Origin of the sequence: Saccharicrinis fermentans DSM 9555 = JCM 21142 (genome assembly GCF_000517085.1) — a bacterium.
Taxonomy (GTDB): domain Bacteria; phylum Bacteroidota; class Bacteroidia; order Bacteroidales; family Marinilabiliaceae; genus Saccharicrinis; species Saccharicrinis fermentans.
The window spans coordinates 5,350,656-5,364,716 of the sequence record NZ_KI912107.1; the positions used below are offsets into that span (position 1 = coordinate 5,350,656).

The 14,061-nt window shown below is 38.6% G+C and carries 12 protein-coding genes; 1 reads left to right on the forward strand and 11 read right to left on the reverse strand.

Annotated elements, in window-relative coordinates; genetic code table 11:
- Nucleotide 1: 1 nt before the first annotated feature.
- The 5 genes from CYTFE_RS0122020 to CYTFE_RS27690 all read right to left on the reverse strand — a co-directional run bounded on the left by CYTFE_RS0122020 (nucleotide 2) and on the right by CYTFE_RS27690 (nucleotide 6,651).
- Nucleotides 2-970 (reverse strand): FecCD family ABC transporter permease, encoded by a 969-nt coding sequence (locus CYTFE_RS0122020; protein WP_027473588.1) that lies wholly within the window; start codon nucleotides 968-970, stop codon nucleotides 2-4.
- Nucleotides 971-1,111: 141 nt separating this feature from the next.
- Nucleotides 1,112-2,140 carry an ABC transporter substrate-binding protein gene (locus tag CYTFE_RS0122025; RefSeq protein WP_027473589.1) on the reverse strand — a complete coding sequence of 343 codons (1,029 nt, stop codon included), beginning with the start codon at nucleotides 2,138-2,140 and terminating at the stop codon, nucleotides 1,112-1,114.
- A gap of 12 nt (nucleotides 2,141-2,152) precedes the next feature.
- Nucleotides 2,153-4,405, reverse strand: a complete 2,253-nt coding sequence (locus CYTFE_RS0122030; RefSeq protein WP_081736067.1) for a TonB-dependent receptor — start codon at nucleotides 4,403-4,405, stop codon at nucleotides 2,153-2,155.
- A 45-nt stretch (nucleotides 4,406-4,450) separates the two neighbouring features.
- Nucleotides 4,451-5,140 carry a hypothetical protein gene (locus CYTFE_RS0122035; RefSeq protein WP_027473591.1) on the reverse strand — a complete coding sequence of 230 codons (690 nt, stop codon included), beginning with the start codon at nucleotides 5,138-5,140 and terminating at the stop codon, nucleotides 4,451-4,453.
- A gap of 347 nt (nucleotides 5,141-5,487) precedes the next feature.
- Nucleotides 5,488-6,651, reverse strand: a complete 1,164-nt coding sequence (locus CYTFE_RS27690) for a DUF6051 family protein (protein WP_052343367.1) — start codon at nucleotides 6,649-6,651, stop codon at nucleotides 5,488-5,490.
- 475 nt (nucleotides 6,652-7,126) lie between these two features.
- On the opposite strand from CYTFE_RS27690, the gene nudC reads away from it, so the two are divergent.
- Entirely contained in the window at nucleotides 7,127-7,957 is an 831-nt protein-coding gene (nudC, locus tag CYTFE_RS0122045) for an NAD(+) diphosphatase (protein ID WP_027473592.1), read from the forward strand.
- A gap of 109 nt (nucleotides 7,958-8,066) precedes the next feature.
- On the opposite strand, the gene groL is transcribed toward nudC, so the two are convergent.
- The 6 genes from groL to CYTFE_RS0122075 form a co-directional block, all read right to left on the reverse strand.
- Nucleotides 8,067-9,710 (reverse strand): chaperonin GroEL, encoded by a 1,644-nt coding sequence (groL, locus tag CYTFE_RS0122050; protein ID WP_027473593.1) that lies wholly within the window; start codon nucleotides 9,708-9,710, stop codon nucleotides 8,067-8,069.
- A 28-nt stretch (nucleotides 9,711-9,738) separates the two neighbouring features.
- Nucleotides 9,739-10,017, reverse strand: a complete 279-nt coding sequence (locus tag CYTFE_RS0122055) for a co-chaperone GroES (protein ID WP_027473594.1) — start codon at nucleotides 10,015-10,017, stop codon at nucleotides 9,739-9,741.
- A 348-nt stretch (nucleotides 10,018-10,365) separates the two neighbouring features.
- Nucleotides 10,366-10,722 carry a preprotein translocase subunit SecG gene (gene secG / locus CYTFE_RS0122060; protein ID WP_027473595.1) on the reverse strand — a complete coding sequence of 119 codons (357 nt, stop codon included), beginning with the start codon at nucleotides 10,720-10,722 and terminating at the stop codon, nucleotides 10,366-10,368.
- A 20-nt stretch (nucleotides 10,723-10,742) separates the two neighbouring features.
- Nucleotides 10,743-11,657 (reverse strand): tetratricopeptide repeat protein, encoded by a 915-nt coding sequence (locus CYTFE_RS0122065; RefSeq protein WP_027473596.1) that lies wholly within the window; start codon nucleotides 11,655-11,657, stop codon nucleotides 10,743-10,745.
- Nucleotides 11,658-11,960: 303 nt separating this feature from the next.
- Nucleotides 11,961-12,464, reverse strand: a complete 504-nt coding sequence (locus CYTFE_RS0122070) for an LptE family protein (RefSeq protein WP_235208220.1) — start codon at nucleotides 12,462-12,464, stop codon at nucleotides 11,961-11,963.
- A gap of 97 nt (nucleotides 12,465-12,561) precedes the next feature.
- Complete coding sequence (locus CYTFE_RS0122075; protein ID WP_027473598.1) at nucleotides 12,562-13,818, reverse strand: sigma-54 interaction domain-containing protein; 1,257 nt, start codon at nucleotides 13,816-13,818, stop codon at nucleotides 12,562-12,564.
- Nucleotides 13,819-14,061 lie beyond the last annotated feature (243 nt).

Consider the following 14,061-nt stretch of genomic DNA (forward strand, 5'->3'; position numbering starts at 1 on the left):
TTTATCTTTTACTTGTTTTCATGAGTATAATTATAAAAAAGGGTGCTCCAATGAGCGAAGTGGTAATACCTAAAGGTATTTCCATGGATGATATACTACGTGAAAAATCATCCACAATCATTAAAAATGAACTACCAATAAGGAAGGAGGCAGGCAAGAGTACACTATTTTTAGGTCCGATGAGCAAACGTGCTATATGGGGGATTAATAATCCTATCCATCCAATAATGCCACTGATACTGACCGCTGAAGCAGTCATTAGCGTGGCGACAGAAATCACCAAAAGGCGAAGCCGATCTACATGTACACCTATGCTTTTAGCCTCTTCGTCCCCAAAGGATAATACGTCTAGTTTCCATCCAGAAAGGGTTAGGGTGATTAATCCCGGAATGGATATCATGGCGATGTATTTGAGGTCTCCCATTTCGATGTCGGTTAATCCGCCCATTAACCAATATACGATGGATGGGAGGGTGTCATATGGATCAGCGATGTATTTTAGTATCGAAATAAGTGCAGTAAATACGGTGGCGACAATCATTCCGGAAAGAATAAGGGTAAGACATTTGTCGTGCTTTTTGCCAGTAGACAGACTGATCATATATACGGCCACAACTGCTATGATTCCAAAAATAAATGAAAAGGATTGTGTTGCCAGACTACCTAAAGCTAGCAGTATTGCCAAGGCAGCTCCAAATCCTGCTCCTGCTGATACGCCAAGTATAGAAGGCGATACCATGGGGTTCCGAAACATGCCTTGGTAAGCAGCTCCTGTTAAAGAGAGTGTGCCTCCTACCAAGAAAGCCGCCAGTATTCTGGGTAGACGAATATCGATATAAATGGTGCTTAACTGTGCTATTGATTCGTTACCTGAAAAGGAATACCGTCCTAAAGTTAATGAGACTGCTGCGATGGCAATGTTCAATAATATCAGTATGATAAATAGTAGTGATGAAGGCGCTCGTTTCATATGTTTATTTTTTTTCAAAGGCCATATGGAACTCGCTGAAGCTACTTGTCTCCCTGCGTGCGAAACAATTCCCAAGGCTCGTTTCATAGTTTTTTAAAATGTAGGTGAACAAGTTGGTTTGCGACATAAATGGCAGTAATATCAATTTGTATTAGATGCTTCTAATGTATTTTCTGGCCTAAAGATTAATTCATATTCCGTTTTGTTTAGCTTATACTGGTAAAATAGCTCGTAAAATTCGATAATTTTAGCTCGGGTGATGGCTGCGGATTGCCCGTAAAAAAGCTGACACATCCAAATGACACCAGGTATCCTGTTGATGGACGGAGGATGATCGAACCAACCCAATGGTTGCCCCGGTATTTTATACAGCTGTTTTTCTTTCACGGCTTTAATATGAGCCCATTTTTTGCTTTTGCTGATGGTTGTGTATGCATTTTGTTCTCCTCTAAATCCTGCACAGAATATGTAGTCCGGATTCCAGAGGATGACTTGTTCCATGTTTACTTTGGCATGTCCTCCTGATGGTAAGTCTATTTGGGCAACATTGGGGATGCCTAAGTAACTAAGTACTTCTGTATGCTTAGATCCTGAAGGATCTGTTAGCAAACCGGATGCACCAATGGTATAATAAACTTTCGCGTTTGGTTTTGGGCTGTTTCTTTTTAGCGAGTCTACATCCTGATATAATTGGTGTAAAAAATGGCTGTATGAAATACTTTTGGGGGTTTTGTTGAGTAATTTTCCTATAAATAGATAGGTTTGATCTAAGCGATTAATGGAGAGATCAATCGTGACTATCGGTATGTTTAAACGACGCTCGAGTTTATGTAGCTTTTCTGTTTGAATAGGTTTACCGTGATATCCGGCTATAATTATTTGGGGCTTGGCAGTCAGCACTTCTTCAATATTGTTCATGTCGATGCCAGGTATTTTTTCGTATTTGTCTGAAATAAAATTATATGTTTTTTTGCCTGGAAGTATGCCTTTGGCTACCATTTCATGAGATGCTAGCGGAAAGAGAAGTATGGAGGTTTTTGCATCGTATGGGATGATACGTGTGATGTTATCGGGTACATGGATCACCCTTCCGCTCATATCGTTTATTGTTTTGGCATTGATAAGTTGGCCTATAAAAAGGATACCTGTTAGTAGGATGCTAGCTTTCATATATGATTAAATTTAATTTAGATGAAAGGTTAAAAAAAATCTGATGGCTCGCCCTTCTCCAGGTAGGTACGACAAGTAACTGTAGTACTCTTTGTTAGAGAGGTTATGGGCGCTTATATTGAGTGTTGGCTTAGTGATGATATGTGGAAGTTGCAGTCTGAGTGTCGATCCTAAAATTAAGTATGAGGGAGTGGTATATTTCGATTCTCCCAAACGTTGTTGTTCGGAGTAAAATATAGAACGAAGCGCTAATTTGAGTCTTGCCTTATTCTTAATGGTGCAGGAATAAGCTATTTCTGATTTCATATTCAGGGGTGGCGTGTAATCCAGAGGTGTGCCATCGTCCAATACAGAATTCGAATGGCTCAGGTCGGTTCCATTGAGGTAGGCCAGACCAACACTTAGGTTGAGGTGATCTGTATTTTTGATGATGTGGTTTAGGTTTAGTACACCACTTACTTCGCCTCCAAAGAGTCGTGTTTTACCAATGTTTACATAGGTGTAATTGGTGCCTGGCATACCAGTCACCTCCTCCTTACTAATCATATTGTTCATGTACCAGAAGAAAGGACTGATTTCCATTGTAAATAATTTTGTTGTGAGTGTATAAGCTATGTCTATACTATGGCAAAATTCGGGTTGTAGCTCCGAATTGCTGTAGAGGATTCCGTTGGATGTATAATTATCCGAGTACAATTCGCTGGTTGCAGGCATCCGAAAGGATCGGGCAAGGTTTAGTTTTAGTTTAGTTTTATTGTTTAGTCTGAATTGGCTTGCTATATTGCCGGTGAGGGCTGATTTACTTGAATTGCGTTCTTCTATTTGTTCTAAACTATAGGCATCTCCCTCGTAAAGAGATCCGTAATTATAACGAATACCCCAAAGTATTTTTATATTTGGTTTATATTGCCAACTGTGTTCCATAAAAATGCCAGATGTAAAAGACCGGGCATTGTCGCTCACTCTATTGTTGAATTCAAAGGCTTCGATATAGTCTACTGCGTCTGTAGGGGTGGAGATATGAAATTGGGAAAACTCTCCGCCAGTAGTGATGCGGTATGCCGGACTTACTTTTATATTTCCTTTTAGAAGAGTTCCATAGTAGTAATCAGAAAAATAGGTTGTCTCGGTGTATGAAAGCATATATGCAGCTGCGGTATAGTAGTTTTTAATGAATTCTCTACTTTCGTTGGAATAATAGGCATTGAGTTCAATGTCATTCCAAATGCCTGCTTGTGGCTGTTTGTATTTCAGAGAATAATTATTTGTTTTTTCTTTATGCGTTTGTACGCGCATGTAATTGGTGCCATTGAATCCAAGGGGTTTGCCCCATGGTCCGCCATCATGCAGGTCGGCTGTGAATGTGAGTTGTTGTAAACGATCGGATTGATAAGCTGCTGTAAACCATAGTTCTTTGTCGGAATAAAAGCTGTTTTCTGCTACTTTCCCATTGGGGTAGAGAAAGTTGTCAGCATCACGATAACGGACGCTGGCTTTAATGCCCAGTTTTCCATTGCTCCATCCACCACAGGTCAATAAGGTTTTTTCGTTATTTATGGTACCGTAACCGACTGTGCATTTTGCATCGTAGCCATTCTGAGAGAAGGGTGATTTGTCAATTAGGTTGATAATACCTGCCATGGCAGAGGCTCCATGAACTACCGATGAGGCACCTTTTTCTACCTCTATGCGTTCAAGATCATATACATTAATGGTATGTGACATGACACCTGCTGTATAGGAACTGAAACGTCGGTTACCATTTCGGAGTATCAAAATTCTTTTCCCAGATAATCCACGTAAGGTAATGGGAGCTTGATAGCTGGTTTTATTGGTAAAGCCAGGTTTTGTTTGTAAGACCTCATTTATATTTTGTGGGTTTAGTTGTATTATTTCTTTCTGAAGGGTCGTAAATGCTGATACTGTACTTTTGCTTTCAATTTTACGATCGGTTATTATATCTATCGGTGTAATGCGGTAGGTGTTTTTTCTTAAACGGACAGTGATTTGGTTTGTGTTATTAGCCAATGAAAGTGTATCTGTATGATATCCTAATGATTGGATATAAATGGTATTTTCATTGGAGGGTACTTCAAAACTGAAGTACCCCAATGAATCACAATTAGTCCATAATCCCGACGGGGTATATACTGATGCAAATACAGTGTGCCCCCTATCATTTACCACAATACCATTTACTTGTTTTTGTGCGAGCATAGGTATACAAGACAAGCAGAGATAGGTAAATAACAAATGTCGGTTCATGAAGTTAGTTATAGAGAAAGAAAAATTGAATGCGATGAAAAATATTTATTTGTTGATGACCTGCCAGCGTACAAGTGTTTGCTTTTCGTTCGGCTTATCTGGTTTAAATCGTCGTACCATAAATTTCACATAAGCACCTTCGATTGTTTTGATAAGATAAACAGCTTGTACTTCTTCTTCTGTTTTTCCTTCTGGAACAACAAGTATATTGCTTCTGAATGATTGTCCTATTATGCAGGCATCTAAAGCGGCGGAAAGATTTTCTTGTTCGTAAAATCCTGTTTCTGAATCTTTATAAAGGCTGTAGTCAATGGGAGATTCGTAGACTAGCTCACCGGTTATTGCTTCGCTTATGGTTCTTATGGAGTCGAAATAGCTGATCCCTTCGCCTATCTTACATGCCTGTGTTGTGGGGGCGAGTAAAATAGCGGGCGTTCCTTCGCTTTGCAAGTCTCCATTTTCGCTATAAGAATAGGCCTTCACAGTGTAAAATTTAATGTCGTAAGAAAAGGTGTCTGATTCGGTCAAATAGGCATAGTCTAAATCTGTTTCAGTTAGTTCGGACTCGCTGTGCACGAAATCTATTCCTGCCCCCCAGACATTCACTTTAGGATCGCGTTCTAGATAATATTCTTTTACAGGGTAGTCTCCTTGTGTAATGGGGATTATTGCTTCGTCCTTGTCGCATGAAGACAGTATTACTGCTAGTGTAAAAATTGATAACTTAAGTTTCATATGTTTATAGTTTGTTTTTTTACGTTTCTATAATTGTCCTTTTAAGAAATCTTTTCTATGGCATATTTTTTTCTCGAAATACTTAATTAGTATAACGACGATATACTTTTATCAGATAACGTGCCATTTGAATGTTTATGAGGGGTGCTTTGTTGTAGTGTTTTATTAATCAGTAACTTGTTGATTGTCTTGTGTGGTGGGGGACTTATTTGTAGCTTACAAAAATGTAGAATAAATGTATTTTTGCTTACAAAAATGAAGGTATAAGCTTCTACTGTGGAGGTAACTAGAATCGCCAAAGTAGAAGCTTAGGAATAAAATGGTGTTATGTTCGTGAAATATGGAATTTATTTAGTATTGTAAAAGTTACAAAAACGCTTAAATACATTGTTTAATTCACTCTCACTTTGAGCTGCTGATTTTTTGTTGGTGGGGAAAGGATTTTCGTGCGTGTATTCTCTGTCAAAATCAATCTCGTCAACCGGGATGTTAATATCTCGGTATGCACCTTTTAAAGTATTGATGACTTCGAAAGAGGGTATAACCGTATCTTTTTTTAGGGTGATGGCATAAAAGTGGTTTTCATGTCTTTTTAAAAGTTTTTCTCTCAGTTCCCGACCTTTTTTATAATCGAGCATAGCATAGAACACCTCTCCCTCCAGGTGATCTTCTTGCATGTAGTGACGAAGTAAGTTGTCTTTTTGTATAAATTTATCCAAGTGTTCTACTAAATATGAGTATAATGCAACATTTGCTTCACTGTCTAAGATGAATTTAGAAACGGGAGATAAACGGTTAAATGTGGCACCACTGCAAAATAGTCCCACCTTTGCATGGGAGAAGTACTGCTTGTGATTGGTTAGTTTAAGTATCTGAGCAAGGAACCCACCTATTGAATAAGCCAGAATGTTAAATTCAAAATCTTTATGGATATAGGGATGCTTGCCTTCTTTGCATTGTTCAATAAACTGAATAACATCATAGTAAGTTTGTAATCCTGACCATATGAAGCGTTGGGGCATAGCGTGTAGGCGCATACTAATGGCTACGTTGGATAAGGTAGAGTTTAAGACATTGGGGTATCTCTTTTTTCTTCTTTCACTGAGAAGATACATTTCTCTTTTACTGCTCCAATCCTTAGGCGCACGTTGCATATGAAAAGCCATGGGGAATAATACAATGCTGCTTCCTGTACCTTGGCAAATTGTTTTTGCCCAAGGAACATATTTTGTCCAATCTTTTTCATTGAAGCCGTGAAATAAAAATATTATTTTCTTTGTGCGCAGCTTATTGCCCGGTGTTATAATGTGATATGAAAAAGACTTGTTTTCTGGCACAAAAATGTCTTTGATGTGGATGTCGTCTTTAATGGTACCAACATCTGTATAGAAAGAGTATTTGTGAACTAAATCTAAATGGTGCTTTGTGCAATAATAATCAGTGGTTCCGGGTAGGATTTTATAAGATGATGATTCAAAATTGTACTCCTTGCTATCTACTTCGTTTTTCATATATTTAAATTTGTCTTTCAATGGTCATATGGAACTCACCAAGTTTTATTATCTCCAGTGTGTGAATCCATTCTCATGGCTCGTTTCATATGTATAAATTTATTTTTTAATGCCTTTTCGCGGTAGTTTTGTTTAAATCATTGGTCTTGGAGCAAGTCAGCACTAATGGTTTTATGCTAACTGACGTAAGCTATACCGAGTGGCATTTTGTCAAATATTTGTTTCCTCCTGAGCGTGTCAGTCAATTTTACGAGTAGTTAAAAATACAAATTTGTTTAATTATAGTAGCTGTTTTTAAGCAGTATTTAACGGAGAGCCAACAATGTTATTGTTTTTTAATATTCTCTATTATTATAAATAGCTTACTTTTGCATTTATGTATATATCATTAGGTATGCCTTCATTAGCGGGCATAATTCTTCGATAAAAACTGTTAAGAGACAGATTTTGTTTTACTTAAAGAGAAAGAGAAACGATGATTCAAGATATTTATCCACATCGGTTTGAGAATGGTTTTGTGGCCGGGTTAACATTAAACGCGAATGATTATGTTTTTTGTTTTAAGGGCAATGCTTTGCTGATGAAACGCAATCATGAAGGTTTAGCAATTCCTCAACGAAAGCATTTAGATATTGAAGTGGGCAAGTCGGTGTATTTATTTGCGATAGATGGAAAGCATTGTTTTTTAATATGGGATAGTCCAGATGTGTGTGAAGCTGAATTTGTCTATCATGAGATTCACTTTCGTCATCCTTTTGACAGTGTGGAATTAGATTGGCTGAGCAGTGTGGCCTTACAGTTGAAGAACTGGTATGGAGATCATAGATATTGTGGGAAGTGTGGAGCTGCTACCATTCCTTCTGTTGAAGAAAGAGCGATTGCTTGTCCCTCTTGTAAGCGTATTGAATACCCTATTATAGCACCTGCTATTATTGTTGCAATTATCAGTCATGATACATTATTACTGGCCAGAGGAGCACAATTCCCTGAAGGATTTTATTCTTTGGTGGCCGGGTATGTTGATATAGGAGAGTCCATAGAGGAGACTGTTGTGCGTGAAGTACGTGAAGAGGTGGGAATAGCGGTGAAAAATATTCGTTATTACAAAAGTCAGCCATGGCCTTTTTCGGGGTCAATGATGATGGGTTTTGTGGCGGAGGCAGTGGAGGGGCAAAAGATACAAGTGGATAATCATGAAATTTTAGAAGCCGGATGGTATCATCGCCATGACTTGCCTAGTCATCCTTCGGAGAGGAGTATTGCCGGTGAGATGATCGAGAAATTCAGGAGGGGAGAACTGGGATAGTGGATGCCAGTCACTTGCTTCCATTAGAATAAAAAAGCCGATGCATTTTAGCATCGGCTCTATCTGGTTGCAGACTTCTATAAGTCTTGTATCTCCATCTAAAAAAGATTTACATCATTCCGGGCATACCTCCGCCCATTCCGCCCATTCCTCCGGCTGGCATAGCAGGCTCGTCTTCTTTTTCATCTATAATCACACACTCAGTAGTTAAGAACATACCAGCGATAGAAGCAGCATTTTCAAGTGCAATACGTGTTACTTTTGCAGGGTCAATCACACCACTAGCAAAGAAGTTTTGGTATTCATGGATACGTGCATTGTAACCATAGTCACCTTCACCTTCTTTAACTTTTTGAACAATTACGGCACCTTCTTTACCAGCGTTGGCAACAATTTGACGTAATGGTTCTTCGATGGCTCTTTTAACGATTTCGATACCTGTATTTTCATCTTCAGTATCACCTTTGATATTTTCCAATGCTGCGATACCACGAATAAGAGCAACGCCACCTCCAGGAACGATTCCTTCTTCAACAGCAGCACGTGTTGCGCTTAAGGCGTCATCCACACGGTCTTTTTTCTCTTTCATTTCCATTTCTGAAGCAGCACCCACATATAATACAGCTACACCACCAGCTAATTTAGCCAAACGTTCTTGTAGTTTTTCTTTGTCGTAGTCCGAAGTTGTGTTAGCAATTTGTGATTTGATTTGCTCAGTTCTTTCTTCAATAACTTCTTTAGCACCTGCACCATTAACAATAGTGGTATTTTCTTTGTCTAAAGTAGCTTTTTCAGCTTCCCCTAACATTTCTAAGGTAGCTTGTTCAAGAGATAAGCCCACTTCTTCGGTGATTAAAGTGCCGTTGGTTAAGATGGCAATGTCCTGAAGCATTTCTTTTCTTCGGTCGCCAAAGCCAGGAGCTTTTACAGCAGCTACTTTTAACGATCCGCGAAGTCTGTTTACTACCAATGTGGCAAGGGCTTCTCCATCAATATCTTCGGCAATGATCAATAAAGGACGACCTGTTTGAGCGGTAGCTTCAAGTACAGGTAAAAGATCCTTCATGGTAGATATCTTTTTGTCGTGAATCAAGATATAAGGATTCTCCAACTCGGCGGCCATTTTTTCGGTGTTGGTAACAAAGTAAGGAGAGATATATCCTCTATCGAACTGCATACCCTCAACTACTTCAACAGTCGTTTCGATACCTTTTGCTTCTTCAACAGTGATGACACCTTCTTGACCTACTTTTTTCATTGCCTCAGCAATCAAATGACCAATCTCGGCATCGTTGTTAGCTGAAATTTTAGCCACTTGCTCTATTTTCTCAATGTGGTCACCAATTTCTTGCGACTGAGCAGCAATGCTTTCTTTAACAGCTTTAACAGCTTTATCGATTCCCGCTTTTAGTTCCATAGGATTGGCACCAGCGGTTACGTTTTTCAATCCTACACCTACGATGGATTGTGCTAAAACGGTAGCTGTAGTTGTTCCATCACCAGCATTGTCAGCTGTTTTTGAGGCCACTTCCTTCACCATTTGGGCACCCATATTGGCATAAGGGTCTTTTAACTCTATTTCTTTAGCTACAGTAACACCATCTTTGGTGATTGCTGGAGCACCGAATTTTTTGTCGATAATTACATTTCTTCCCTTAGGTCCTAAGGTTACTTTTACTGCATTTGCAAGCTGGTCGATTCCGTCTTTTAAAAGGTCGCGAGCTTCAATATTGAACTTAATTTCTTTAGCCATCTTGTTTTAAGCTTTAACTGTTACTTAATTATTTAATGAATAATACGTCTGATTGAGAAATTAAAAGATAATCCGTACCGTCAACATTTAATTCTGTTCCGGCATATTTACCGTAAAGAACAACATCGCCTACGGCTACTTCCATCTTCTCATCTGCTTTTTCAGCACCTACTAAAACTACCTCACCTTGTAGAGGCTTTTCTTTAGCCGAATCAGGAATAATGATTCCACTTGCTGTTTTTGTTTCTGCCGCCTGAGGCTTAACCAAAATTTTTCCGGCTAGAATCTTTCCTTGTACTTGTGACATATTTTAAATGATTTAAAAGTTAAACTGTTTTTATTGCGAGTTGTGTTTTCCATAAACTGTGCCAAGTGAGTTTTGAGCCTATTTTGCAGTTTCATGCTGACATTATTTCATAATCACCCTGACAAGGGCTGACAGGATATGTAGGTAGTGACATTTTAACGCGGCATATGTGTTGTTTCTTCGTTATGAAAACATGGAGGATCACAACAGAATAAAAAATACTAGATGAAGTTTATTGTTATTGAGGGAGGAAATGGAGTGCCATCGTATTTGCTATGGCAAGTAAAAAAAAAGTGTCGGCATATTTTTATATGCCGACACTTAAATATTTTAAAAGCGAATACTGTCTTACTCTTCAGAACCGCTATTTTCGTCTGTGCTTGCATCAGTACCTGCGGCAGGAAAGCTAGGTAATTCTGATTGTACTGGAGCCAATTGATTTAGTTTCTCATCAAGCTCAGTATCGCCGGAAGCAACACCTGGTTTTTCAATAACCGATACTGCTATCAATGACAAAACCAAAAGTCCACCTGCTAAATACCAAGTTGCTTTTCCTAAAAAGTCGGTAGTTTTTCTTACTCCCATAATTTGGTTTGATGCAGAAAAGTTGGAAGCTAAACCACCCCCTTTAGAATCTTGAACCAAAACAATAAGTATTAATAATATACTTACAACAATTACTAGTACAGATACAACTGGATACATATCTTATTATTATTTAATTTTTAATTTTCTTTTAACTCTTTAATTCGACGTGCAAAGTAAACACTTTTTTCAGGATATTTCAAGCGTAATTTTTCGAAAATTGCAATCGCTTTGTTTTTGTGTCCCTGTTTGATATGTATTTTCGCCAATGTTTCTGTTAAAATGTCATCCTGTGTGTGGGTGCTTTTCTCGGCCAGATCTACTTCTTTGGGTTTTTTGGCCGGGTCAGGAACTATTTGTGGATTGGAATTTAAGAAGTTGTCAATTAATTCCATCCCTTTGTTTTTGCGCTCAGGTTCTTCGGTTTTTTTAGGTGGGGATGAGTAATGCATGATGTGTAACCAATCTGAAAAAGAGCGGTTGTCTTCTGAATGAACGTCTTTGACTTCTTCTATACTCGGTAAGGTATAGCCCGATGAAGAGGACATCTCATAGTCCAATAGGTCAGCCGCAGGTAGAACAATGTCTTGAACTTCGTTTTTTTCTTCGGCTGGTACCTTTTGCTTTGCTGCAAAATTATAGATGGTTCCATCGTCATCCGAAAAATCATCGGATGCATTTAGGTAATTATCGGTAAGGGTTAGTGATGATTGTTTGTCTTTAGAGTGTTCCTCGGCTTCTTTAGAGCTGTCATGTTCTACGACCTCCGGAATCATTTTATTTTCTACTGTTTCTGCTTGTTTTGTTTCCGAAACGGTTTGGCCAATTGCATTGATTAGCTGAAATAGCTTGCTTCGGTCGGGAATATAAGCCGCCGAATTTTTCAATTCACTGTTGTATTTTATATTATCCAGCTTGTGAAGGTTTTTTAACCAAAGCATCCTGCCAATTTGAAAAAAAGGATACTCATCAATAATTTCCTTGATTCCTCGAAGGGTATCTTTGTTCAAGGATTCCGGTTGTTTTAATATGTCACCAAACTGTGTTTTGTTCATGTTCTAATGCTATCATTCGGTTATCACTGTCTATTTGAATATGACAGGATGGATTTAGCAAGAAAATTTAATTCAACCATAGGAGAACCAAGAATCTTATGGTATATAGTCTTTGCAAGAAAACTCCAAATACTGCGTTATTCTCATTTTTGAAACAGTCATTTACCATCAGTAAACTCCTTGGTTTCAAAAATATCGAAAGCCTTGTCTTTGAAGCTTTCTTATCAAAGACAGAAAAAATAGTCGTTTTCTTGCAGCCACTATATATGAATATATTATTTGCTCACTCCTTATTATTATTTGCTACCAGTCAGAAAATGCTTTATTAAAGATGTCTTCTGTTATTTGTTCTACAATCAATGTAACCAACTCCTCTTCGACGTCGTTGATGTTTTGCTCGCTGGAGTAATCTTCATAGGCTTTGAATTGTGATTCCCAGTTATCTTTGGGGCTTTTGAAGTTTCTATATCTAACTTTTACTGTTACGGTAAGCCGTGTCTCTGCCGAAATAGCATCCGCCTGAATAGCCATTGGTTTGATGCTATAACCGGTGATTTCTCCGGAGAAATCGATGTCTCCGTTTTGCGATTCCAATACCAGTCTGGATTCATTGGTGATTCTGTCCTTCAAAGCCTCAGTGAAGGTTTGGCTCAGTATGGGGTTAATCAAAGGAGCCCTGTTTTCAAAGTACTGAACAGTAAATGTTTTTAGGTTGTCGGGTACCGAGGCTCCGTTTAGTGTGAGCCTGACAGAACAGGCTGAGAGCCCTATTATCAGAGCCAGATATATCCATAATTTATTCATCATCATCATCGTCTTATAAGCAATATTCAGAAAAATGCTAAGTCTTGTTTTAAAGCAGGCCTATCAATTTGTGTATTGTTAACTGCCTGCTTTATCATGTTTAATTGGTAATGTTATATTCTTTTATTTTACGGTAAAGGGTTCGTTCAGATATACCCAATTCTTGTGCCGCATATTTACGTTTGCCATTATATTTATCCAATGCTTTTTTTATCAGTTCTATTTCTTTGTCTTCCAGAGATAAGGATTCCTCAACGAACTCCTCGGTATCTTCAATGCCATGGTGGATGTTGTTGGGTGAAGTCCCTTTTTTTATGATCACCGGAGCTTCTTGTTTAGGTGGTCTGCTATGGCCAAAATCAGTATCCTGATCGTATAGTTTTTGTATGATATGGGCATGTTCTCCTTGAACATTAATGGTGCCATCCTGCTGTATTACTTCAAGAACCAATTTCTTTAAATCACCCATATCTTTTTTCATATCGAACAGTACTTTATAAAGTATTTCTCTTTCGTTGGCAAAAGAACTATCATTGCTTTTATGGGGATCCATGACAGCAGGCAAATGATCGCCACTACTGTACGGAATGTAATTGCGCATGGTATCTCCTGTAATTTCTCTGTTTTCTTCAATGACAGAAACCTGTTCGGTAATATTTTTTAGCTGACGGATGTTTCCGGGCCAGCGGTATCGCTTAATAATTTCCCGTGCTTCGGGCTGTAGTTTAATGGCAGGCATTCGGTAGCGATCTGCAAAATCGTGGGCAAACTTGCGGAAGAGTAGGTATATGTCATCAGCTCTTTCTCTCAGGGGAGGAATGCTGATGGGCACACTACTTAAACGATAAAATAAATCTTCGCGGAACTTACCTTCGCGGGTCGCTTTTTCCATCATTACATTGGTGGCAGCAACCACACGAACATTGGTTTTTAATACTTTAGATGAGCCAACCTTCATAAACTCACCTGCTTCCAATACCCGCAATAGTCGAACCTGGGTCGATAGGGGTAACTCTCCTATCTCATCCAGAAAAATAGTGCCGTTGTCCGCTTCTTCGAAATAACCTTTTCTGTCAGACATAGCTCCTGTAAATGCCCCTTTTTCGTGACCAAAGAGTTCGGAGTCAATGGTTCCTTCTGGTATGGCACCGCAGTTGACGGCTATGTAAGGACCGTGTTTGCGGGCACTAAATTGATGAATTATTTTTGGAAAGACCTCTTTACCGGTTCCGCTTTCCCCAGTTATTAAAACAGATAAATCGGTAGGAGCCACTTGCACAGCAATGTCAATGGCACGGTTTAATCCAAATGAATTTCCAATTATCCCAAAGCGCTGTTTTATATGCTGTAAGTCCATATCTAATAATTTATTTTAACTAAGGTGGTTTGCTAACCATCTGTAAATTAGTATTCTTTGCCCCCTTGGGACATCGAGGTATGAAAAAATTTCAGTAAACCATGACAAAGTTACAATTCTCAAAACAAAAATAGAGCTTAATAAACCATCAAATTTTTTTAATTTATAGGTGGTATGCCAAATACTGTTGTTATATTAGTGCTATCAGCCATTACCTAAATGATGAAAAGACTTTCCGTATGT